The 22,911-nt window shown below is 67.7% G+C and carries 21 protein-coding genes; 11 read left to right on the top strand and 10 right to left on the bottom strand.

Annotation, left to right across the window (positions count from 1 at the left end; all coding sequences use genetic code 11):
• Positions 1 to 76 precede the first annotated feature (76 nt).
• A complete protein-coding gene (locus tag C1925_RS07060) occupies positions 77 to 2,032 on the bottom strand; it encodes a DEAD/DEAH box helicase (RefSeq protein WP_108768273.1) in 1,956 nt (651 codons plus the stop codon).
• A gap of 245 nt (positions 2,033 to 2,277) precedes the next feature.
• Between C1925_RS07060 and C1925_RS07055 the strand changes: the two genes are divergently transcribed.
• Positions 2,278 to 2,499: an RNA-binding S4 domain-containing protein gene (locus C1925_RS07055; RefSeq protein WP_108768272.1), complete on the top strand. Its 222-nt coding sequence runs from the start codon at positions 2,278 to 2,280 to the stop codon at positions 2,497 to 2,499.
• Positions 2,500 to 2,519: 20 nt separating this feature from the next.
• Here C1925_RS07055 and ubiM read toward each other — a convergent pair whose 3' ends face one another.
• The 4 genes from ubiM to C1925_RS07035 form a co-directional block, all read right to left on the bottom strand.
• Positions 2,520 to 3,698 carry a 5-demethoxyubiquinol-8 5-hydroxylase UbiM gene (gene ubiM / locus C1925_RS07050; protein ID WP_108768271.1) on the bottom strand — a complete coding sequence of 393 codons (1,179 nt, stop codon included), beginning with the start codon at positions 3,696 to 3,698 and terminating at the stop codon, positions 2,520 to 2,522.
• Between the two features lie 87 nt (positions 3,699 to 3,785).
• Positions 3,786 to 4,175, bottom strand: coding sequence for an MAPEG family protein (locus C1925_RS07045; RefSeq protein WP_108768270.1), 390 nt, complete (start codon positions 4,173 to 4,175; stop codon positions 3,786 to 3,788).
• 12 nt (positions 4,176 to 4,187) lie between these two features.
• The gene (locus C1925_RS07040) at positions 4,188 to 4,751 is read right to left on the bottom strand and encodes a DUF4019 domain-containing protein (RefSeq protein WP_108768269.1); all 564 of its coding nucleotides are present in this window, start codon (positions 4,749 to 4,751) and stop codon (positions 4,188 to 4,190) included.
• A 58-nt stretch (positions 4,752 to 4,809) separates the two neighbouring features.
• Entirely contained in the window at positions 4,810 to 5,976 is a 1,167-nt protein-coding gene (locus tag C1925_RS07035) for a hypothetical protein (RefSeq protein ID WP_108768268.1), read from the bottom strand.
• Between the two features lie 552 nt (positions 5,977 to 6,528).
• Between C1925_RS07035 and C1925_RS07030 the strand changes: the two genes are divergently transcribed.
• The 3 genes from C1925_RS07030 to C1925_RS07020 all read left to right on the top strand — a co-directional run bounded on the left by C1925_RS07030 (position 6,529) and on the right by C1925_RS07020 (position 10,127).
• Positions 6,529 to 8,007 carry a DNA-3-methyladenine glycosylase 2 gene (locus C1925_RS07030; protein ID WP_108768267.1) on the top strand — a complete coding sequence of 493 codons (1,479 nt, stop codon included), beginning with the start codon at positions 6,529 to 6,531 and terminating at the stop codon, positions 8,005 to 8,007.
• The gene (locus C1925_RS07025; protein WP_108768266.1) at positions 8,004 to 8,495 is read left to right on the top strand and encodes a methylated-DNA--[protein]-cysteine S-methyltransferase; all 492 of its coding nucleotides are present in this window, start codon (positions 8,004 to 8,006) and stop codon (positions 8,493 to 8,495) included. Before C1925_RS07030 ends, C1925_RS07025 begins: the two co-directional genes overlap by 4 nt.
• Positions 8,496 to 8,882: 387 nt before the next feature.
• A complete protein-coding gene (locus C1925_RS07020) occupies positions 8,883 to 10,127 on the top strand; it encodes an ectonucleotide pyrophosphatase/phosphodiesterase (protein WP_108768265.1) in 1,245 nt (414 codons plus the stop codon).
• A gap of 132 nt (positions 10,128 to 10,259) precedes the next feature.
• Here C1925_RS07020 and C1925_RS07015 read toward each other — a convergent pair whose 3' ends face one another.
• Together C1925_RS07015 and C1925_RS07010 are read right to left on the bottom strand one after the other, a co-directional pair.
• Complete coding sequence (locus C1925_RS07015; protein ID WP_079221211.1) at positions 10,260 to 10,439, bottom strand: 30S ribosomal protein THX; 180 nt, start codon at positions 10,437 to 10,439, stop codon at positions 10,260 to 10,262.
• Positions 10,440 to 10,549: 110 nt separating this feature from the next.
• Positions 10,550 to 10,963, bottom strand: a complete 414-nt coding sequence (locus tag C1925_RS07010) for a MerC domain-containing protein (protein ID WP_079221210.1) — start codon at positions 10,961 to 10,963, stop codon at positions 10,550 to 10,552.
• A gap of 135 nt (positions 10,964 to 11,098) precedes the next feature.
• On the opposite strand from C1925_RS07010, the gene C1925_RS07005 reads away from it, so the two are divergent.
• From C1925_RS07005 to C1925_RS06985, 5 genes are all read left to right on the top strand, one after another.
• Positions 11,099 to 13,300, top strand: a complete 2,202-nt coding sequence (locus C1925_RS07005; protein ID WP_108768264.1) for a TonB-dependent receptor — start codon at positions 11,099 to 11,101, stop codon at positions 13,298 to 13,300.
• 246 nt (positions 13,301 to 13,546) lie between these two features.
• The gene (locus C1925_RS07000; protein WP_108768263.1) at positions 13,547 to 14,113 is read left to right on the top strand and encodes a TetR/AcrR family transcriptional regulator; all 567 of its coding nucleotides are present in this window, start codon (positions 13,547 to 13,549) and stop codon (positions 14,111 to 14,113) included.
• On the top strand, positions 14,113 to 15,786 hold the full coding sequence (locus tag C1925_RS06995; protein ID WP_108768262.1) for an MFS transporter: 1,674 nt from the start codon (positions 14,113 to 14,115) through the stop codon (positions 15,784 to 15,786). The genes C1925_RS07000 and C1925_RS06995 overlap by 1 nt, the downstream gene beginning before the upstream one ends.
• Before the next feature lie 10 nt (positions 15,787 to 15,796).
• A complete protein-coding gene (locus tag C1925_RS06990) occupies positions 15,797 to 16,987 on the top strand; it encodes an HlyD family secretion protein (RefSeq protein ID WP_108768261.1) in 1,191 nt (396 codons plus the stop codon).
• Between the two features lie 361 nt (positions 16,988 to 17,348).
• On the top strand, positions 17,349 to 18,014 hold the full coding sequence (locus tag C1925_RS06985; protein WP_108768260.1) for a hypothetical protein: 666 nt from the start codon (positions 17,349 to 17,351) through the stop codon (positions 18,012 to 18,014).
• Between the two features lie 86 nt (positions 18,015 to 18,100).
• Here C1925_RS06985 and C1925_RS06980 read toward each other — a convergent pair whose 3' ends face one another.
• Together C1925_RS06980 and gltX are read right to left on the bottom strand one after the other, a co-directional pair.
• Positions 18,101 to 18,592, bottom strand: a complete 492-nt coding sequence (locus tag C1925_RS06980) for a Fur family transcriptional regulator (RefSeq protein WP_079221204.1) — start codon at positions 18,590 to 18,592, stop codon at positions 18,101 to 18,103.
• A gap of 34 nt (positions 18,593 to 18,626) precedes the next feature.
• Positions 18,627 to 20,030, bottom strand: coding sequence for a glutamate--tRNA ligase (gene gltX / locus C1925_RS06975; RefSeq protein WP_108768259.1), 1,404 nt, complete (start codon positions 20,028 to 20,030; stop codon positions 18,627 to 18,629).
• A gap of 133 nt (positions 20,031 to 20,163) precedes the next feature.
• Between gltX and C1925_RS20920 the strand changes: the two genes are divergently transcribed.
• Both C1925_RS20920 and C1925_RS20915 read left to right on the top strand, forming a co-directional pair.
• Positions 20,164 to 20,505 (top strand): hypothetical protein, encoded by a 342-nt coding sequence (locus tag C1925_RS20920; RefSeq protein WP_159097496.1) that lies wholly within the window; start codon positions 20,164 to 20,166, stop codon positions 20,503 to 20,505.
• A gap of 9 nt (positions 20,506 to 20,514) precedes the next feature.
• Positions 20,515 to 21,159 (top strand): hypothetical protein, encoded by a 645-nt coding sequence (locus C1925_RS20915; RefSeq protein WP_159097495.1) that lies wholly within the window; start codon positions 20,515 to 20,517, stop codon positions 21,157 to 21,159.
• A 54-nt stretch (positions 21,160 to 21,213) separates the two neighbouring features.
• Here the strand turns inward: C1925_RS20915 and C1925_RS06965 are convergent, their stop codons facing one another.
• The gene (locus C1925_RS06965; protein ID WP_108770644.1) at positions 21,214 to 22,764 is read right to left on the bottom strand and encodes a M20/M25/M40 family metallo-hydrolase; all 1,551 of its coding nucleotides are present in this window, start codon (positions 22,762 to 22,764) and stop codon (positions 21,214 to 21,216) included.
• Positions 22,765 to 22,911: the final 147 nt, after the last annotated feature.

Raw genomic sequence — 22,911 nt, 5'->3', positions numbered from 1 at the left:
TCCGCCCCCCTTTCTGTGGCCCGAAACGGACAACGCCAGCCCGGGGGCTGGCGTTGTTCAGGCACGTCGCGGTGGATCAGTAGCTGCGCGGGCCGCGCGGCTTGAAGCCGTCACGACGCGGCGGACGGCTGTCGCGGTCACCGCCGCGGTCGCCACCCGGACCACCGTGACCACCCGGGCCGCCCGGACCACTACGGCGCGGACCGCCCGGACCACCCGGACCACGCTTGTCGAAGCGCGGCTTGAACGGACGCGGTGCCGGGTTGGTGTCTTCACCCGGGGCCAGCGCACGCATCTGCAGCTGCTGGCCGGACACCCACACCTTCTGCAGGTGCGAGAGCACGTCCTGCGGCATCTGCGCCGGCAGGTCCAGCAGCGAGAAGTCGTCGTGGATGTCGATGCGGCCGATGAAACGGCTTTCCAGGCCGGCTTCGTTGGCGATGGCGCCGACGATGTTGGCCGGCTTCACGCCGTGCTGGTGGCCGACCGAGATGCGGTAGGTCTCCATGCCCTGCTCCGGCGCACCGCGCGGCGGCACGTCACGACGCGGGCGCTGCTCGAAGCCACCCTCGCCGTCTTCACGGCGCGGGCCACGCTCGAAGCGCGGGCCACGCTCGTTGCGGTCGAAGCGATCGCCACGCTCCGGACGGTCGCCACGGTCGAAACGCTCACGCGGCGCACGCTCTTCACGCGGCGCGCGCACCGGCGGCTGCAGCAGGAACGGAGTATCGCCCTGCAGCATCTTGGCCAGGGCAGCCGCCACTTCGATGGCCGGCACATTCTGCTCGTTCTCGAAGCGTTCCAGCAGCTGGCGGTAGAAGTCCAGGCCACCGGCACCGAGGGTTTCGCTGATGCGCGAGGTGAACTTGTTGATGCGGGTGTCGTTGACCGCTTCCACGCTCGGCAGCTGCATTTCTTCGATCGGCTGGCGGGTGGCGCGCTCGATCTGGCGCAGCATGCCCTTCTCGCGCGGGGTGGCGAACAGGATCGCCTCGCCGCTGCGGCCGGCACGGCCGGTACGGCCGATGCGGTGCACGTAGCTTTCGGTGTCGTACGGGATGTCGTAGTTCAGCACGTGGCTGATGCGCTCCACGTCCAGACCACGGGCGGCCACGTCGGTAGCCACCAGAATGTCCAGCTTGCCTTCCTTCAGCATGGCGATGGTGCGCTCACGCTGGGCCTGCTGCATGTCGCCGTTGATGGCGGCAGCGGCCAGGCCACGGGCCTGCAGCTTGCCGGCCAGTTCCTCGGTGCCGGCCTTGGTGCGGGCGAAGATGATCATCGCGTCGAACGGCTCGACTTCCAGGATGCGGGTCAGCGCGTCCAGCTTGTGCATGCCGCTCACCCACCAGTAACGCTGGCGGATGTTGGCCGAGGTGGTGGTCTTGGCCTGGATGGTGACTTCGACCGGATCCTGCAGGTAGGTCTGGGCGATGCGGCGGATCTGCGGCGGCATGGTGGCCGAGAACAGGGCCACCTGGCGCTGCTCCGGCAGCTTCTTCAGCACGGCTTCGACGTCGTCGATGAAGCCCATGCGCAGCATTTCATCGGCTTCGTCCAGCACCAGGGTCTTCAGCTCGGACAGGTCCAGGGTGCTGCGGTCCAGGTGGTCAATGACGCGGCCGGGGGTACCGACCACGATGTGCACGCCGCGGCGCAGGGCCGACAGCTGCTGGCCGTAGGGCTGGCCGCCGTACACCGGCAGCACGCGGAAGCCGGGGATCTTCGACGAATAGGACTGGAAGGCCTCGGCGACCTGGATGGCCAGCTCGCGGGTCGGCGCCAGAATCAGGGCCTGGGGCTTGATCTGCTGCAGGTCGATGTTGGACAGTACCGGCAGGGCGAAAGCCGCCGTCTTGCCGGTACCGGTCTGCGCCTGGCCCAGCACGTCGCGGCCTTCCAGCATCGCCGGGATGGTGGCGGCCTGGATCGGCGACGGGGTTTCATAGCCGATGGCGCTGACGGCCTGCATCACGGGCTCGGACAGGCCGAGCTGCGCGAACTGCAGCGGCGCTTGGGAATCTTGGGACATGGGGAACTCCAAAGGCACGGCCATCTGCATGGCAGTGCGATAAAAAAGGGATGGTCCGCGCTTTGGGCGCCCTTCTTATCGCGTGCCCTGGCGCTGCTCGGTCGGAGGAGATTTCACTCACTCAGAGCGGAATGATACCGCACTCTCCCTGAACCATGCGTACAGGAAACCATTCGCATCCCCTTCCGGGTCGCGCTGGCGCACAATACGCGCCCTTCCCGCCCGCTTACCAAGGATACCCCACCATGCAGATCCTCGAATTCGACCTCGACGGCGAGTACGTCGAACTCAAGCAGCTGCTCAAGCTGGCCGACCTGGTCACCAGCGGCGGCGAGGCCAAGATGGTCATCAGCGAGGGCCAGGTGCTGGTCGATGGCGAGGTCGAGCTGCGCAAGGCCTGCAAGATCCGCGCAGGCCAGGTGGTTGAATTCGCCGACAGCCAGATCCGGGTGCTGGCCGCCGGCTGATCCAGGCACGCCCAGCCGGTTCAGGCCACCCGCTGGGTCAGGTGCGCGGCGATCAGCTGCCGGAACGGCGCCACGCCCTGCGCCACCCGCAGCCCGGCCGCGCGCAGCAGGCGTGCCGGCCGGCGATCGTCCGTATACAGGCTGGCAATGGCGTTGGTGGCCTCGTACAGCGGCCGCGACGCCAGCCGATGGCCGCGCTGGTACCGCGCCAGCATGTCGGCCGCGGCGATGTCCGCGCCCCGCCGCTGCTGCGCCAGGATGCCCTGCGCCAGCCGTTGCGCACTGGCCAAACCCAGGTTGAAGCCATGCGCGGTGACCGGGTGCATGCCCACGGCGGCATCGCCGATCAGCGCCGAACGCTCGCCGACAAACTGGTGCGCGTACACCCCCACCAGCGGATAGGCCTTGGGCGTGGCCACCGGCTGCATCTGCCCCAGGCGATGCTCGAAGCACGCGGTGATGGCCTCGCCGAAGCCCACCTCGTCCATTGCCAGCAACTCCTCGATCTGCCGCGGCGGCAGGGTGATCACCGCCGAGGCCTGGCCTTCGTTGAGCGGCAGCAGCGCCATCGTGCGGCCATAGCCGAACCATTCCCACGCGGCGTGATGGTGGTCGCGCTCGACCTGCATGCGGCAGACCAGCATCGACTTGCCGAAGTCGCGCATCTGCGCGCCGATGCCGAGCATGCGGCGGGTGGCGGAGAAGCGGCTGTCGGCGGCGACCAGCAGGCGGGCATGCAGTTCGCTGCCGTCATCCAGCGTGACCACGTGGCCCTGGGCGTCGGCCTGCACGGCCAGCACTTTGCGGCCGTCAAACAGCTCCAGCCCGGCCTGGCCCTGCACCGCCTCCCAGGCCGCGCGGCGGATCAGGTGGTTGGGCACCAGCCAACCGAGCGGTTGGCCATCGCGCTGGCCACTGGCGAAGGTCAGCGCGAACGGCGAACCGCCGTTCAGCACCCGCGCATCGCGCAGCTCGGAAATTTCGGCTTCGGGCAGGCGCTGCCACAGGCCCAGCTGTTCCAGGCTCTGTCGAGACGCATGGGTCAGGGCAATCTCGCGGCCATCGAAGGCCGCCTGGGCCAGCGCCTGGCGCGGCTGCACCTCGACCAGGCCGACCTGCAGGCCGCTGCCGGCCAGCGCACGCGCAAAGCACAGGCCCGCCGGGCCCGCACCGACCACCACCACGTCCATCCTGCGCATCCGCGCCTCCTGCCGTTGATTCCAGTCGCCCCCAGCATAGCGCCAGGCGCATGACTGGCCTTGATCTGGATCAGGCCCACGCCTGCTTCAGAGCAGTGCGAACACCAGCTTGAAGATGGCCACGATCGAGACCACCCAGACCAGGCTGCGCACGTAAGGCACGCCTGCCGCGTACAGCGGCAGGTAGACCACCCGCGCCCAGAAATAGACCTGCGCGGCCAGCACCGTGGTCTCGTTGCTGCGCCCGGCCACCACTACCGCGATCGCGGCGGCAGCGAAGAACGGGAAGGTTTCGAAGAAGTTGGCCTGCGCCCGCTTCAGCCTGCCCGCCAACGGGCTCAATGGCACGTCGGGCGCATCGCGTGCCGACGCGTTCCACTTCATGCCGCGCTCGTGGGTGACCACGGCGGACGCGGCAAAGATGTACACAAAGCCGAGCAGCATCGCCCAGGCCAGCATTGTCAGCTCAGTGGCCATCGCGGTTCTCCGTCAGGGCGCGGACGCGCGCAGGCTGTAGCCGGCCAGGCGCCAGGTCTGGTCCTCGTCAAAACGGAACGAGACCAGTTCGCGCACCGGCTGCGCGCTGTTGGCGAAGCGGGTCGGGAAGCTGACATTGATGTACAGGCCTTCCGGCACGGCGGCACCGGCGGCGTACTTGACCCGGGTGATGGTGGGCTGGCCGCGGCCGTTCATGGTGCCAAGGCGGGTGCGATCGGCGGCCAGCTGGCTGACGAACGCCGCCTTGGGCACCGCGCGGCGGGCCACGGCCGAGGCACCGTCCCACAGCTCACCGGCACGGTTGCTGTCCACCAGCTGCGCGGCCTTCAGTGCCGCAGCGCTCATGTCCGCATCCTGCTTCTGCACCTGTGCCTGCTGCGCAGCGGTCAGCGCCGGGGCCGCGGGTGCGGCGGTGGCCGGCTTGGCAGCCGCCGGGGTCGCAGGCGCCGGGCGTGACGGGGACGGTGCGGGCGTGGCCGGTGCCGGGGCTTGCGCCAGCGCGGTCAACGGCAGCAGGGACAACAGCAGGAACTTCGGCAAACGCACGCGCTTCATGGACACCGCCGGTTCAAGGGTAAGAACCGCAGTCTACTTCAGCCCGGTGAGTACGCCGTCAGCGCGCGGGGGCGCTGGCTTCCACGGCCGCGGCATCGCCCTGCGCGGCCGGCGCGGCCCCTTCGGCGGCCGGTTGTTCGGCCACCGGCGGTTTCTCCGGCGGGGCCGGCGGCAGGGTCGCCACATCGATTTCCGACAGCGGGCTCTCTTCCGGGCACACCTCGTCGGGGAAGCCGAAGCGCTGCTTCAGCGCCTGGCCGCAGCTGTTGATCGATTCCATGTCCGCGCCTTCGCGCTTGCACTGCTGGTCGAAGGCCACCAGGAAGGCATCCTTGCGCTGCACGAAATCATCGCCACAGGCACGCATCTGCTTGATCCGCTCCAGATCGTCCTGCACCGCGTTGGTCCCGTCCAGGCCGTACTGGCGCAGCTCGTCGGGCGTGAGCAGGCGCAGGCTGCGGTTGGGCACGGTCATCATCAGGTCGGCCACGCCCACCGCCACGCCGTTGCGCTGCAGGTAATCCTTCACATTGTCGTAGACCTCGTGCAGCTCGCGGTTGAGCTCGGCGCGCGAGGTGGCCTTGGAACTGATACGCATCATGCGATGGATGCCGACCTTGCCCGACAGCAGCCGGTTGTCGCCGGCCGCGAGCACGAACACACAGGCGCTGTGGCAGATGGAACCCTCGCGTACCCAGATGGTCCAGCCCGACTCACCGATGCTGTCGCCGGCCACGATGGCCGATTCAACCTGGCCGCCGCTGGAATCGAGATCGAGGATGCGCTTGTGGATCTTCAACGCATCGGCCACCACCGCCAGCCGCCACATCATCTCGGCGAAGCCGGGGTTGATCTTGCCGTGGTAGCGAACGCGCAGCAGCCCGCGCTCGGCACAGGGCTGCATGGCCTGCTCGATCTGCTCGCGCTGCAGGCCTTCCAGTACAACGCCATCCCCGCCATCGGCGGCGTAGTCGGTACCGCAGCTGACCCAGGCCTGGCCGTTTTCCAGCTGCGCCTGCGGCCACGGCCGATCGGCCCGGCTGCGCGGCGGCGCCACCGGCGGAGGCGGTGCGTCAGCCGCATTGATCGACACCATGTTCTCGCCATCGCTGGCCGGCGCCCGCGTCGCCTTGTCGGCGGCAGTGACGTTGCCAGGGTTCTCCAGCTGGCTGCAGCCCGCCAGGGCCAGGCACAACAGGGGCAACCAGCGGAATCTGACGGACATCGGGCAACCGGGCTTCATGGGAACAAGACCCCCAGTCTACCCGTCCCCGCCGCGCATTCAGCGCGCGCCACTGAACCCCTTCTGACCCTGGGGGGAAAGCGTGCCGACCAACGGTCGACACCTACCAAAGGCAGAGCAAAGGCGTGTCGACCAACGGTCGACACCTACCAAGGCGCCGCCCCGTCCCCACAGACCCAGCCACCAGGGGTCAGAGCCGTTTTCCTGCGGAAAACGGATCCGACCCCGTGCCGACCAACGGTCGGCACCCACCAGCAGCAGGTTCCAACAGCCGCGGCCAACTGTCAGAGGTGGGGCGGTGTGGGCTGGCAGGACCGTTGGCGCCATGGATGGCGCCATCGAGCCCCCATGGACGGGTTTACGGCGTGTCCTGCCAGCCCACACCGCCCCGCCATCCCACGGACTGCCAGCTTTTGACCTGGAAGTTGACGTTGACCTTGCGGGTGCAGGGCTGCAAGCCCTGCCGAAACCCCCAACAACATCCATGTCCGAATCCGGCGAGTATCTCCCCCCGCCCCGCCCTAGACTGGCGCCATGGACACCGCCCCCACCCTCGACCACGCCGCCTGCGACCGCGCCCGCCTGGCCCGCGACGCGCGCTTCGACGGCGTGTTCTTCACCGCCGTGCGCAGCACCGGCATCTACTGCCGCCCGGTCTGCCCGGCACCGCCGCCGAAGCCGCGCAACATCAGCTACTACCCGACCGCCGCCGCAGCCGCTGCCGCCGGCTATCGACCGTGCCTGCGCTGCCGTCCCGAACTCGCCCCGCAGGCACAGCAGGCCCTCGCCGGGCAGACCGTGCAGCGCGCCCTGGCGCTCATCCATGGCGGCTTCCTGCAGGACCAGGCCGTGGCCGAACTCGGCGCGAAACTGGGCGTGAGCGCACGCCAGCTGCAGCGCCTGTTCGTCGAACACCTGGGCGCCACGCCCGGGCAGATCCACGCCACCCATCGCCTGCTGCTGGCCAAGCAGCTGCTGACCGAAACCACCCTGCCGGTCACCGACGTTGCCCTGGCCGCCGGCTACAACAGCCTGCGCCGCTTCAACACGGCCTTCCTGCAGGGCTGCGGCATGGCGCCGACCGCGTTGCGCCGCCAGCACACTCCCTCGGCCGCCGACGATGGCAGCCTGGTGCTGCGACTGGGCTATCGCCCGCCGCTGGATTTCCCGCGCATGCTCGCCTTCCTGCGCAAGCGCAGCCTGCCGGGCATCGAACTGATCGGCGAGGACAGCTACCAGCGCGTGCTCGGTACGCCCGAACGCCCCACCCTGCTGCGGGTGACCGCCGACCCGAAGCGCCCGGAACTGCGCCTGCAGCTGGGCGCGGTCGATCCGCGGCTGATTCCGGACATCGTGCGCCGCGTGCGCCGGGTGTTCGACCTCGATGCCGACCTGCAGCAGGTGCACGCGGCCCTGGCCGACGAACCGCTGCTGGCACGCGGCATCGCCGAGCGGCCCGGCCTGCGCGTGCCCGGTGGCTGGGATGGTTTTGAAGTAGCCGTGCGCGCGGTGCTGGGTCAGCAGGTGACCGTCGCGGCGGCCACAACCTTCGCGCGTCGCCTGGTCGATGCCTGGGGTGCGCACCTGCCCGGCATGCCGGCCGAGTTCGACCGCCAGTTTCCGGCACCGGAGGTGCTGGCCGAGGCACCGCTGGAATCGATCGGCCTGCCGCGCACGCGTGCGGCCACTGTGCGGGCGCTGGCGACAGCCTGTGCCGGTGGTGAACTGGATTTCGGCCCCGGCCAGGCGCTGGAGGATTTCGTCGCCCGCTGCGTGGCCCTGCCCGGTATCGGGCCGTGGACGGCGCAGTACATCGCCCTGCGCGGCCTGGGCCAACCCGATGCCTTCCCCGCCGGTGACCTGGTGCTGCAGCAGGTGCTCGGCCATGCGCAGGGCCAGCGCCTGAGCGAACGTGCCACCGAGGCGCGTTCGCAACCCTGGCGGCCTTGGCGCGCCTATGCGGTGCTGCACCTGTGGCACCTGTCCGGCACTTTTGTTGGAGAACCGACATGACCTTGTTGTTCGATCGTTTCGACAGCCCGATCGGCGAGCTGACCATCGCTGGTGACGAACGTGGCCTGGCCCACGTGCTGTTCCCGGAAAACCGCCACCCAGCGCGCGGCCGCGGCGACTGGCTGTATTCACCGGATGCGCTGCCGGCGGCGCGCGAGCAGCTGCTGCAGTTCCTGCACGGTGAGCGCAGCACCTTCGATCTGGTGCTGGCACCGCAGGGCACGCCATTCCAGCTGCGGGTGTGGCGTGCGTTGGCGCTGATTCCGTTCGGGCAGACCTGGAGTTACCTGCAGCTGGCGCAGCACCTGGGCCAGCCGACGGCGACGCGTGCGGTGGGCGCGGCGAATGGGCGTAATCCGTTGCCGATCATCCTGCCGTGCCATCGGGTGATTGGCAGCAATGGTGCGTTGACCGGGTTTGGGGGTGGGTTGGAGACCAAGGCGGCGTTGCTGCGGTTGGAGCAGCGGCAGGCACCGCTGTTTGCTTGAGGGTGGGGGCCGGCAGGGCTGCGCCCTGCACCCGCTCAATGCAACGGCAACGGCCAAAGCCAAGGCCAGAGCGGGCATTCCGTGGGATGGCGGGGCACTGTGGGTTTGCGGGGACGCCGTAAACCCGTCCATGGGGGCTTGGTCGCGGCATCCATGCCGCTCACACCCCGCAAACCCACAGTGCCCCGCCTTCGACAGGTCCACGCGGCTGATGGGAACTGCTGGTAGTGGGTGCCGACCGTTGGTCGGCACATCTGTCAGATATCGAATGAATCATCCACGCATGGCGTGGCTCTACTGTGTCCGGACGCGCAAAAATGCGTGGACACGGCGCGCTTCTGCGCGCCGTGTCTTGGGTGCGTCATTGCGCGCGCTTATGATGTCGCGATGACTTCCGTACGCCTGACCTGCTCGCTGGCGTTGCTGCTGCCCCTGGCGGCCTGCACGACCACGCCTTCTTCGTCCGCGCCGGTTGCGCGCGCCGACGCGCCGCCGCCGAAACTGCTGCTGATCTCCATCGATGGCCTGCGTGCCGATGCGCTGGACCGGGGGCTCACTCCAAACCTGCAGCGCATCATCGATGGCGGCGTGCGTGCGCGCTGGATGACGCCGTCCTATCCGTCGCTGACCTTCCCCAACCACTACACCATCGTCACCGGCCTGCGCCCGGACCACCATGGCATCGTCAACAACAGCATGGACGATGCCCAGCTGGGCCGTTTCAGCCTGGGTGACCGCGACGCAGTGACCAACAGTGGCTGGTGGGGCGGCGAGCCGATCTGGGTCGGTGCCGAGAAGGTCGGCGTGCGCACCGCGACCACGTCCTGGCCGGGCAGCGAAGCCGAGATCGACGGGACCCGCCCCAGCCAGTGGCAGGTCTACAACAGCAAGGAACCGCTGCAGCAGCGCGCGCGTACGGTGCTGGAATGGCTGGCGCAGACCGATGCCGATGCACCGCGGTTGACCACCCTGTACATGGAAAACGTCGACAAGGCCGGCCACAACCATGGCCCCGATTCGACCGAGTACCGCGATGCGATCGTGCAGGCGGATGAGATCGTCGGCCAGGTGCTGGATGGCCTGGAAGCCAGCGGGCTGGCGGCCACCACCAACGTCATCGTGGTCTCCGACCACGGCATGGCCAGCGTGGCCGAGGGCCATGTGGTGTCCACCGAGTCGATGGCCGATCCGTCCATCGCGCGCAACGTCAGCCAGGGCCAGTCGGTCGGTTTCGCGCCGGTCGCCGGCCGCGAGGCGCAGGCCGAGCGCGCCCTGCTCGGTCGCCACGCCCACTACGAATGCTGGAAGAAGGAATCGCTGCCGGCGCGCTGGCACTACGGTTCGCACCCGCGCGTGCCGCCCATCGTCTGCCAGATGGATGAGGGCTGGGACGCACTGCGCGCCGAGCGGATCAGCACGCGCACCCACCAGGATCGTGGCTCGCACGGCTATGACAACGCCCTGCCCTCGATGCGCGCCGTGTTCGTCGCACGCGGTCCGTCGTTCCGCCAGGGGCTGGTGATCGATGGCTTCGACAACGTCGATGTCTATCCGCTGCTGGCGCAGCTGCTGCAGGTGCCGGCCGCGCCGAATGATGGCAACGCCGAGACGCTGCAGAAGACATTGCGTTGATTCCAACGGCCGCCGGGGCGGTGAGGTAGCGCCGGGCCATGCCCGGCGAGCGCAGCGGCAGGAAGAATGCCGGGCACAAAAAAACGCGGCGCCAGGCGCCGCGTTTTTCTTTGGACCACTTACCCGGCCGGATCAGGCCTTGGCAGCAGCCTTCTTCGCCACAGCCTTCTTGGCCGGAGCCTTGGCCACGGTCTTCTTGGCAACCGGGGCACCGGCGCCTACAGCGACCTTGCTCGCGGTGTGCGAACGGGCATTGCCGTAGCTGGCGTTGTAGCGCTTGCCCTTGGCGGTCTTGCGGTCACCCTTACCCATGTCTTCAACTCCTAAAGTGTGAAATCTGGTTACCCCGTGCTGACACGGGTTCGGCGGGGCCGTCTTGCTGGACGCCCCCGCGCACGATCGGAAAGCCTAACACGACGCGCCTAGTGCGCGCAGCTGGCGTCGTGGACGTGGACGTGGTTCAGGCGCAGGTTGACCAGGTGGGCCACGCCCACCAGCAGGCCGCCGAGGGTCATCACCACCGCGTGCGGCACGGCGTTGTGGTGCAACGCATCGACCAGCACGCCTGCCCACAGGGCGACCAGGCCCGGCAGCAGGAAACCCAGCGCGCGCAGGGCGCCATGGCGGCGGTAGCCCATGACCAGGCTGAACAGGCCAAGCAGGGTCACGAACACGACCAGGGTCATTTCCACGCCGTCGCTCAGCCAGAACGAGAGGCCCAGCGAAGGGGCGATCGCCAGCAGCACCGGGATCACCGCGCAGTGCACGGCGCACAGCATGGAACCGGTGGCGCCGAAGCGGTCGAGCAGGCGGCGGAAGGAGGAGGACAGGGACATGACTTCCAGCAGGGTCGGCGAATCGTTATGGAATAATATAACATCTGTCCCCGACCCGCACGGTTTCCCTCCCCCTGTCCCACGAAGGGATACGTGCGCCACCCGATTGATACAATGTAACAAAGGAAGCACCGGATGCCCTCTCACCACCCACGTTTCAAGCCGCATTCCCTGGCCTTGGCCCTCGCCGCCCTGCTGCCGTCGGCCGCGTTTGCCGCCGCCGACCAGGACACCCATCGTGACCGCCACCTGACCGAGCTGTCGTCGGTGCAGGTCACCGCCTCGCCGCTGCAGGGCGATGCCGAGTCGCTGGCCCGGCCGGTGGACGTGCTGGCCGGCGAGCGCCTGGACGAGCAGAAGGCCGGCACCCTGGGGGACACCGTGGCCAAGCTGCCCGGCGTGCAGAGCACCTTCTTCGGCCCCGGCGTCGGCCGCCCGATCATCCGTGGCCAGGAAGGCCCGCGCGTGGCCGTGCTGTCCAACGGCATGGGCAACATGGATGCCTCCACCGTCAGCGCCGACCACGCCACCAGCATCGAGCCGTTCCTGGCGGACCAGATCGAAGTGCTGAAGGGCCCGGCTACCCTGCTGTTCGGCAGCGGCGCCATCGGCGGCGCAGTGAACGTGGTCGATGGCCGCATCGCCCGCGAACTGCCGGACCGTCCGCTCAGCGGCCGCGCCGAACTGCGTGGCAACTCGGTCAACGACGAGCGCAGCGGCATGTTCCGCCTCGACGGCGTCAGCGGCAACGTCGTGCTGCACGTCGACGGCCTGGTCCGCAACGGCGATGACTACCGCATCCCCGGCTACGCGGTGATCGACAGCCTGGAAGACCATCACGAAGACCACGATCACGACCACGCAGGCGAGGAAGGCGAAGAGCCGCGCCGCGGCCGCCTGGACAACAGCTCCATCCGTACCCGCGCCGGTGGCGTGGGTGCCACCTGGCTGGGCGAAGGCGGTTACTTCGGCGTGTCGGCCAGCACCTACCGCACCAACTACGGCATCCCCAACGGCGCCCACGTGCATGCCGATGGCGATGACCACGACCATGGCCATGACCATGGCGACGAGGAGGAGGAAGGCGACGAGCATGACGTCCGCATCGACATGGTGCAGAACCGCTTCGAGACCAAGGCCGGCATCTACAACCCGGTCTCGTTCCTGAAGAACGTCAATGCACGCGTGGCCTACACCGATTACGAACACGTGGAGCTGGAAGCCGGCACGCCGTCCACCCGCTTCACCAACCGCGGCATCGAAACCCGCCTGGAAGCCGTGCAGCAGCAGATCGGCGGCTGGGACGGCGCGTTCGGCGTGCAGTTCGGCAACAGCGATTTCGGCGCCATCGGCGAAGAAGCGTTCGTGCCGAACACCAACACGAAGAACGCAGGCCTGTTCGTGCTGCAGGAAAAGCAGTTCGGCCCGTTCAAGCTGGAACTGGGTGGCCGCCACGACCAGGTCAAGCTGGACCCGACCGGTGACTACCGCCGCCGCAAGTTCGACGCCACCAACCTGTCCGCTGCCGGCATCTGGAAGCTCAACGATGCGGTCGACCTGCGCATCGGCGTGGACAGCTCCGAGCGCGCACCGACCAATGAAGAGCTGTACGCGGCCGGCGCGCACATCGCCACCCGTTCGCTGGAAATCGGCGATGCCGACCTGAAGACCGAGCGCGGCCAGCGCGTCGAGCTGGGCATCCACACCCACAGCGACCGTCTGGACTTCTCCGCCGCGATCTACCAGACGAAGTTCAAGGACTTCATCTACCTGGCCGACACCGGCATCACCGAAGGCCTGCCGGTGCGTACCTGGACGCAGCAGGATGCAGTGTTCAAGGGTGCCGAGGCCGAGGCGCTGGTGCACCTGTTCGAAGGCAACGCCGGCGACTGGGACCTGCGCGTGTTCGGTGACTACGTGCAGGCCAAGCTGGATGGCAGCGGCAGCCGCACGCTGGACATCGCCGTGCCGCACGGTGACCACAACCACAACTACAGCGTGGACCTGGCCAACACCGGTTACCTGCCGCGCATCGCCCCGGCCCGCGTCGGCGCCGACCTGCGCTGGGCGAAGGACGGCTGGCGTGCCTCGGTCGGCGCGGTGCGCTACAGCCGTCAGAAGGATGTGGCCCAGAACGAGGAGCCGAGCGACGGCTACACCCTGGTCGATGCGCACTTCGCGTACCGCTGGGACCGCAGCGACAGCAACAGCTACGAGGTGTTCCTGGATGGCAGCAACCTGACCAACCGCGAAGTGCGTCCGCACACCTCGCTGCTGCGTGACTACTCGCCGCTGCCGGGCCGTGGTGTCGCCTTCGGCATCCGCGCGTACTTCTGATCGGGCATCCACGCATGCGATAGGTCATCCACGCATGGCGTGGATCTACTGACCCCAGCCAACCATTTCCTGGCGACGATCATCGCCGTTCTCTCCCGGGGGCCTCATGGCCCCCGTTTTTTATGGGCGCGCTCCCACGGGCATCATCTTCACGCCGCATTTACAAAGATGTGCGTAGAGCAACAAACGGACATTCCCGTCACTCACCGTCTCGCCAACCGGACACACGTGTCCGATAATGAAGCCATGACCACCCAACGTGCTGATGCTGCTGCCCGCCGTGCCCTCATCCTTGATGCCGCCGACCATGTGTTCGGCCAACACGGCGTCACCGCGCCACTGGACCTGGTGGTCGAACGCGCCCAGGTGGGCCGCGCCACCCTGTACCGCAACTTCCCCGACCGCACCGCGCTGATCCAGGCGCTGCTGCAGCGGACCGTCGACCGCATCCGCCGCCAGGTGGAACAGCTGGGCGACCGCGACGACGCCCTGTTCGAGGTCTTCGAAGGCATGGCCCAGCGCATCATCGATTCGCCGGCGCTGGCCGACTACTGGCGCGCGGTGGATTCGGACGTGGCCGCCATGCGCATCGCGCGCGAGACCGTGCGCGACCTGCTGGAAGCGCCGATCGCCCGCGCCAAGGCCGCCGGCCTGTGCCGGCCGGACCTGGAAAAGACGGATATTTCACTGATCTCGGGCATGCTGGGCGCAGCCCTGCGCGGCAAGACCCGCGAAGAGCGTGCCCAGCTGGCCGGGCGCGCCCTGCAGCTGCTGCGCGGCGGCCTCCAGGGAGCAGCCAACCAGGGGCGCTGATGGTCCAGCCGTATCTCAAGCCGGTTCCGGACTGGGAGGAGCACGAGAAGCCGACCATGCCCGGTTCGGCCTCGATGCCCTGGCACCCCCCGTACCGTCGCGCGGCCTATGCGCTGGTCTCGCTGCTGGTGGCCATCACCGGCGGCCTCGGCAATGCGCTGGTCACCGCCAACCTGCCCTTCCTGCAGGGCCAGCTCGCGCTGACGCCCACCCAGGGCAGCTGGCTGGTGGCGGCCTATGCCATGGTCAACGTCACCGCCAACCTGCTGGCCTTCAAGTTCCGCCAGCAGTACGGCATCCGCCTGTTCGCCGAGATCGGCCTGGGCCTGTATGCGGCACTGGCGGTGCTGCACCTGTTCGTCGGCAGCTACGAGACCACGCTGCTGACCCGCGCGGCCAGCGGCTTTGCCGGCGCGGCGTGCTCGACGCTGGGCACGCTGTACATGCTGCAGGCGCTGCCGCGGCGCTTCACCGGCAACCTGCTGGTGATTGGTGTCGGCCTGTCGCAGCTGGCGGTGCCGATCGCCTGGATCGTCTCGCCGACGCTGGTCGATACCGGCCAGTGGCACCAGCTGTACTCGTTCGAGGCCGGCCTGGCGCTGTGCGCGTTCGCCGCGGTGGTGGTGCTGAAGCTGCCGCCGGGCATACAGATCAAGGCGTTCGAACCGCTGGACTTCCTCACCTTCGCCCTGCTCGCACCGGCCGTGGCGCTGCTGGTGGTGGTGCTGGCGCAGGGCTACACGCGCTGGTGGTTGAACACGCCGTGGCTGGGCTGGGCCCTGGTCGCTTCGATCGCGCTGGCCACCACGGCACTGGTCATCGAACACTACCGGCGCAACCCGCTGCTGCAGATCCGCTGGCTGTCCACGCTGCCGGTGCTGCACTTCATCGTCGGCGCGTTCCTGCTGCGCTTCCTCACCACCGAACAGTCCTACGGCGTGGTCAACCTGATGCGCACGCTGGGCATGGGCCCGGACCAGATGCGCCCGCTGTTCGTGGTGATCCTGGCCGGGGTGATCGTCGGCATCGCCGGTGCCTCGCTCACCTTCGGGCCGAAGCGGCTGATCGCCCAGCTGCTGATGGCCATCCTGCTGCTGGGCACCGCCGCGTTCTTCGACCAGAGCCGCACCAGCCTGGACCGGCCGCACGACTTCTACATCAGCCAGTTCCTGGCCTCGGTCGGTGCCGGCATGTTCATGGGCCCGCTGATCATGCTCGGCATTTCCGCGGCGCTGAAACAGGGCGTGGACCACATGATCACCTTCCTGGTCACCCTGTCGATCACCCAGACCCTGGGCGGCCTGGCCGGCTCGGCGGTGCTGGGCACCTTCCAGCTGCACCGCGAGCAGCTGTATTCCAGTGCGATCACCAGCCAGCTGGACCCGGCCGACCCGGTGGTCGCGCAGCGCCTGCGCATCCAGCAGCAGATCTACGCCGCGCAGATCACCGACCCGGTGCTGCGCAGCGCGCAGGGCACCGCGCAGCTGGCAACCACGGCCCGCCGCGAAGCCAATGTGCGCGCCTTCAATGATGTTTTCACCCTGAGCGGCTGGCTGGCCATCGGCTTCCTGTGCTGGTTGCTGCTGCTGTCGCTGCGCACCGCCGTGCTCAAGCAATGGCACAAGCGCCACCCGTCTCCGCCCCTTGCGGTCACCGCCGCCCCGCCCCACTGAGCCCGCCGCCATGTCTCCGCTACCGCCCCGCCCCGACAGCGACGCCCCCGAGAACGTCAGCCCACCGCCGCCGACCGACGCTGCGCCTGCGCCTGCGCCCACGCCTGCCGCGCCCGCGGCGGCACCGAAATACCTCAAGCCCAGCTCACGCAGCGTGGTGGTGATGGTGGTGGTGGCGCTGCTGGGCATCGCGCTGATCCTGCGCGCGTGGAACCTGTGGCCGTTCACCAGCAGCGTGATGGTCACCGACAACGCGTACGTGCGCGGGCAGATCACGGTGATGGCGCCGCAGGTGGCCGGCTATGTCACCGAGGTGCTGGTGAAAGACTTCCAGCACGTGAAGAAGGGCGAGCCGCTGCTGCGCATCGACGACCGCATCTACGCGCAGAAGGTGGCGCAGGCCGAGGCGACGCTGGACAGCGCGCGCGCGGCATTGGCCAACTCGGACCAGTCGCAGGCGCAGAACCGCGCGCAGATCGCTTCAACCCGCGCCACGCTGTCGGCCGGCCAGGCCGAGCTGCAGCGCTCACGCAACGAAGCCAAGCGCTACGAGGAACTGGCCGCGCAGCAGCTGGTCTCGATCAACGACCGCGACAAGTTCCGAACCACCCAGGCATCAGCGCAGGCCAGCGTGCAGCAGTCGCAGGCGCAGATCCGCATCGCCGAGGAGACCCTGGTGTCGACCCAGGTGGCGCGCAAGGGCCTGGAGGCGCAGGTGGAAAGCGCGCAGGCGCAGCTGGAACTAGCCCGCATCGACCTGGCCAACACGGTCATCCATGCGCCGCGCGACGGGCAGATCAGCGAGGCCAGCGTGCGCGTGGGCCAGTATGTGGCGGCCGGTTCGCAGCTGCTGTTCCTGGTGCCGGAGGCGCTGTGGGTGGTGGCCAACTACAAGGAAGGCCAGACCTGGCAGATGCGCATCGGCCAGCCGGTGACGTTCTCGGTGGATGCGTTCAAGGGCCAGCGCCTGCACGGCCACGTGGAGCAGATCGCGCCGGCCACCGGTTCGGAGTTCAGCGTGCTGCGCCCGGACAATGCCAGCGGCAACTTCACCAAGGTGGTGCAGCGGTTGCCGATTCGAATTTCGATTGATCCGGGGCAGGAGCTGGCGGCGCGGCTGCGGCCGGGGATGTCGGTGATCGCGCGGGTGGATACGGCGGCGGAGCCTGCGGCGGCACCTGCGCCCGCGCCCGCGCGGTAGAGTCGACTGGTAGAGTCGACTGGTAGAGTCGACTGCTCTGCTGCCTGCCGAGAAGCTCGGCTTCGCCGTAGGCGGCGAACGGCGGAGCCCCTCGTGGCTGATCGTTGCAGTTGGGGTTTGCTGGATGGGCCGGGTGGGTGGGCTGCGCAGGGGACGCTGCAAGTACGTCCCTGTAAGCTCGGTCGCCGCATCCATGCGGCTCACGCCCCTGCGCAGCCCACCCACCCGGCCACGGACATTCTCCATGCGCGTCAGCCACGTGAATCAAAGGAATAGAATCAAAAGCGGAGGGCTGTTGCTCCGCTTATTTTGTAGAGTCGAGCCATGCTCGACTGCTCTACGCCAGGAACAGGCACAAGGAATGAAATTCAACGCACTGGCCAAGAAGGCGGCCAAGGGGCCTGCGCCGCTGGAACATGGCGGTGCTGTGGAAGTGGAGGATCTGATCCGCTTCGTGCTGGACCATGGCAGCGATGGCGCGGCCGAGATCGAGCGCCTGTGCGCGCTGTACGGCTGGCGCGAGGAGTTCCAGTACAACGCCGATGGCACCCACCTTGCGCCGATGGCGCCGTGGTCGCAGGCGTGTGCGGCATTCGGCCACGATGGCGTGGCGGGACTGCAGCCGCTGCTGGATGATCCGCGGCGGGCGACCTATGCGATCGGTGTGCTGGAGGACGTGCGCAGCGAGGAGTCGGTGATGGCGCTGCTGGGGTTCTGCGCGCAGGCGGATTTCAGCCAGAGCGATCCGATGTCGGCGCCGTCGCGGGCGCTGGCTGCGTTGAATTCGCTGCTGTCGTTCGACAAGGGCGTTGTGGTGCCGGTGGCAACGCAGCAGTCGCTGCTGCGCCTGGTCCAGCGCGCGTGGGAACAGGCGCCGACGACGCAGGGCCGCAGCCTGGCGCTGTATGCCGCGCGCGGTGCGTCGGTGGCTGAAGCCATGGCGTGGCTGCAGTCGCTGCCGCTGGAGGAGGAAGAGTTGGTTGCTGCGCGCAAGGTGGCCTTGAAGCGGCTGCGGCAGCGTCTGTGAGAGGGGGTCAGAGCCCGGACCTCATACGGGGTCAGATCCCTTTTGCCTTGGCAAAAGGGCTCTGACCCCAGCAGAATCCCGTAGCGTCAGCCGGCGCAGCGCGCGCAGAGGCCGTGCACTTCCAGGGTCTGCGCCTGCGGCTGGAAACCCAGTTCCTTGGCGCGCTTTTCCAGCTGGGTGACGATCTCGCGGTCTTCCAGCTCCACCGCGCTGTGGCAGCTGTTGCAGATCAGGAACGGCACCGAATGCGCCGCGCTGCTGGGGTGGTGGCAGGCCACGAAGGCATTCACCGATTCCAGCTTGTGCACGAAGCCGTTCGCCATCAAGAAGTCGAGCGCGCGGTAGACGGTGGGCGGGGCATCAGCGCCCACGCCCTTGCCGTTGCGCACCCACTCCAGCAGCTCATAGGCCTTGACCGGCTTGCCGGCCTCGGCGATCAGCTTGAGCACATTGGCGCGGATCGGGGTCAGGCGCAGCCCGCGCTCACGCGAGACACGCTCGACCACCGCCACGAAATCCGATGCGTCGTGGACGTGGTGGTGCGGGGCGGTACAGGCAGAAGCTGGTTTGGCGGGCATGCGCGTTCTCCGGTTCAGGTCTGGGCGGCAGGGCTCAGGCCGTTGCTACCTTGGTGATGGCCACATCGATGCGTTTCAAGGCCTGCTCGCGGCCGGCCAGGTACACGGTATGGGAAATGTCAGGACTGACCTGGGTGCCGGTGATGGCCACGCGCAGCGGCTGGGCGACCTTGCCCATGCCCATTTCCAGGGCGGCGGCAGCGTCGTGCAGGGCTACGCCGACGGCTTCGGCGGTCCATTCCGGCAGGGCCGCCAGCAGTTCGCGGGCCTTGCCCAGCGGCAGCTCGGCGCCGGCCTTGAAGTGCTTGGCCACGGCCGCGTCGTCGTACTCGGTCAGCGGCTGGTACCAGACCACGGCCTTCTCGGCCATTTCCTTCAGGGTCTGCACGCGCTCGCGCAGGGCGATCACCACGTCCACCGGCGCCGGGCCGGCGGCCACGTCCAGGCCCAGCTTTTCCAGCTGGTAGACCAGGTGCGGCACGATGCTGGCCGGCTCCTCGGTCTTCAGGAAGTGCTGGTTGACCCAGCCCAGCTTGGCCATGTCCAGGCGCGAGGCCTTGGAGTTGCAGTTGGTCACGTCGAACAGCTCGATCAGTTCCTGGCGGCTGAACAGCTCCTGGTCACCGTGCGACCAGCCCAGGCGGGCCAGGTAGCTCAGCAGCGCATCGGGCAGGTAGCCTGCGTCCTTGTACTGCATCACGTCGGCCGCGCCGGTGCGCTTGGACAGCTTGGCACCCTGCTCGTCCAGGATCATCGGCATGTGGCCGAACTTCGGCACCGGGGCGCCGATGCCTTCGTACAGGTTGATCTGGCGCGGGGTGTTGTTGATGTGGTCGTCGCCGCGGATGACCTCGCTGATGCCCATGTCCCAGTCGTCCACCACCACCGCGAAGTTGTAGGTGGGGTAGCCGTCCGGGCGGAAGATGACCATGTCATCCAGCTCGCTGTTGGCGATCTCGATGCGGCCCTTGATCAGGTCGTCGAACACCACGGTGCCGTCGAGCGGGTTCTTGAAGCGGATGACGCGGTTCGGGTCGTCCTTGCGCGGCAGGCCCAGTTCACGCGCGGCGCCGTTGTAGCGCGGCTTTTCCTGCTTGGCCATGGCGGCCTCGCGCATCGCGTCCAGCTCCTCGCGGGTCTCGTAGGCGTAGTACGCCTTGCCGTCGGCCACCAGCTGCTCGGCCACTTCCAGGTAACGGGCGACGCGGTCGGTCTGGTAGATCGGGCCGACGTCGTAGTCCAGGCCCAGCCAGTCCATCGCCTCCAGGATCGCGTCGATCGCGCCCTGGGTGCTGCGTTCACGGTCGGTGTCCTCGATGCGCAGCACGAATTCGCCGCCGCGGTGGCGGGCCTCCAGCCAGCAGTACAGCGCGGTGCGGGCACCGCCGATGTGCAGGTAACCGGTGGGGCTGGGGGCGAAGCGGGTGCGGCAGATCATGGAGGGCTCGGGGAACGGGAATCCCCCAGATTTTACCGGATTACATACCGCGAAAATTACAACCAGTCCTACAGCCTGCCGTCCTACCCGAATGTAACCTGAACATCCTTCAACGAAGCAGGGACGTTTCCACATGACCCATCCATCCTTCTCATCAAATGCCGCGTACCCGCAAAAGTGCGCGATCACCGCGGCAAATAAGGGCGGCCTCCTGCGGAAAGGTGTTCTGGGATCTCGGCCGATGAAGGTGGCCTACGGCATTGCGGGACTGGTCGTTGTCGGCTTTTTCGGCCTTTCTGAGTCCAAGGCCTCCACAACCGTCAAAATCAACAGCCACTACTACACCTGCCAGAACTCATGCGTGGTGTCCACACGACCGGGGGGAGGCTTCTCGGTCTGGGACAGCAAAGGCGGCTGGGTAACCAAAACCTCCGCCCCGGGCGAAGCACTCGTAGAAACCGGGCCAGTGACCTGAGCACTTCAAATGAATGCAAGAAAGACTGCTCTGTGGCTACTCATGACTGGGGTGACGGTCGGCGCACTGGCATGGCATTTTTCGACAAATGGCCCTGCGCACAGTCCTTCCGCGCAGAACTCCAGCCGTGCCTCAAGAACCGCGCCAGACGCCGCCGAGCGGGAACTCGCCGGCACAGTCTCCCATTCGGGTTCAAAGCCTCTCCTGCCGAATCTTCATCGGGGTGACACGCCCAATGAGGCGAATCTGATTTACGACACTGCCTTGGATGAGAGCCGAATTGACGAGCTGCTAGCAGACGCCGACGCCTTCTCTGCCATGATCAACGCCATGCACGCTGCAGCTTCGACAGACAGGGAACTGTCCGAGTCGACCGCTCTGTTTTCCAGCCACCTCCAGAGCGGCCTGTCGGAGGAGGGCCGCGAACGCACAGTGCTGGACTTCAGCTGCGGCCGGCAACTGTGCCTGGCAGAGCTGTCAGATCCGGTCAGAGACCCGTTGGATATCCGACCGCTGATGCAGCACGACGGAACGACCTACTTCCAGGCTGCAAGTCTGTCCAATCAGGTAAAGGCACTCGACGGTAAACCATCGATCCGGGCAGTGTTCGCCATCGATCCGGCCATCAACCAGATCGTCTCGATCCCAGAATGATGCAATCTGCGGCGACGGAGGGGAGAAACGATTTTATCCCCTCCGTGCCCTCTTTTACGGTTCAGCCTTGCGCGGGAACGACTGCTCGCGCATCGCGGCGTTGTAGGCGAACGAGGCAACGATGGCGGCGGCCTGCTTCAGGTCATCCGGCTCGGCGTGGTCCCAGGTGTCCAGATGGCTGTGGTGGACGTTGGTGAAGTAGTCCAGGCGGTCCTGGATGAACTGGAAGCCCGGCAGACCGATCCGGTCGAAGCTGATGTGGTCGGTGCTGCCGGTATTGCGGGTGGCCACGGTGGTGGCGCCCACGTCATGGAACGGGGCCAGCCAGGCTTCGAAGATCGGCATCGCCGCCAGGTTTTCCTGGGCGTAGATGCCCCGGAAGCGGCCGGAGCCGTTGTCCATGTTGAAGTAGACCTGGAACTTGCCGTAATCGCGGGTCTTCTGCAGGGCACCGGTCGGGTCGCGCAGCGAGGCCGGCAGCGCCTTCTGGGCCGCGTCGGTGGGTTCCGGGAAACGGCCGAAGTGCTTGGCCACATACGCCTGCGAGCCGATCAGGCCCTGCTCCTCGCCACTCCACAACGCTACGCGGATGGTCCGCTTCGGCTTGGCGCCGGTGGCCTTGAGGATGCGCATCGCCTCCATCATCACCGCCACGCCGGCGGCGTTGTCGGCCGCGCCGGTGCCGCTGTGCCAGGAATCCAGGTGGGCGCCGATCATCACCACTTCGTCGGGCTTGCTGCTGCCGCGGATCTCGGCCAGCGTGTTGTAACCGGGCTGGTCGGCCTCGTCGGTGAAGCGCGCGGCCACGTCCACGCGCAGGCGTACCGGCTGCTTGGCGTCCAGCGCGCGCACCAGCGGGTTGAAGTGCTCGGCGATCATCGCCAGTTCCGGGATGCCCACCGATTCGCCGGCCTTGCGCGAACCGCCGCCGGCGACGCGGATGATGCCGTTGTCCCAGCTGCTGATGCTGATCGATGCCAGCGCGCCCTCTTCGACGAAGAAGGCGTTGACCTTGGCGGCCAGCTCCTGGCGTTCCTTGTATTCCTTCACCCGCTTGGCCCGTTCGGCGGCCACGTCCTTGGGCAGGGTGAATTCCTGCAGGCCTTCCAGCGAGGTGGCGTCGTGCCGGTGCGAGTCCGGCTCGGTACCGCGCTTGTACTCGCGCGCCTCGCCCAGCAGCAGGATCTTGCCGCGCAGCTTGCCGCGGTACTGCTCGATGTCCTCGGGCTTCTTGATCTCCACGTGCACCAGCTCGCCCTCGACCGGGCCGCGGGTGCCGGGCGTCCACGCCTTGGGCAGGGCGTGCAGCGGCTGCACGCGGTCGCCCAGCATTTCCACGCTGGCCGAGGTGAATTCCCAGCCGCGGCCGAAATCATCGAAGGCTTCGTCGTGCACGTTGTCCAGCTTCCATTCGCTGAACTTGCTGCGGGTCCACGCATTGGCGCGGCCCATCGCCGGCGAATTGGTCAGGCGCGGGCCGATACGTTCGGTGAGGTAGCTGAAGGTGTCCATCACCTGCGAACGGTGGAAGGCCTCCTGGCGGATGCGGCTGACCATGTCCAGGTCCACCGGTTCACGCTGCTGCGCCATTGCGTTGCCACCCATCGCCAGCGCCGTGGCCAGCACGCCCCACTTCAGCCCGTTCCACTTCAACACACCACACCCCTGCCCTTCGGCTCGAACGTCAACCCATCGAGTCTAGCCAGCAGCGGTGCGGCGCCCCCGTCCCATCGGTCATGGGCCGCACCGCGC

The organism is Stenotrophomonas sp. SAU14A_NAIMI4_5 (assembly GCF_003086795.1).
GTDB lineage: Bacteria > Pseudomonadota > Gammaproteobacteria > Xanthomonadales > Xanthomonadaceae > Stenotrophomonas.
The sequence above is the reverse complement of the archived record's forward strand: the minus strand, read 5'-3'. Positions and strand labels throughout refer to the sequence as shown.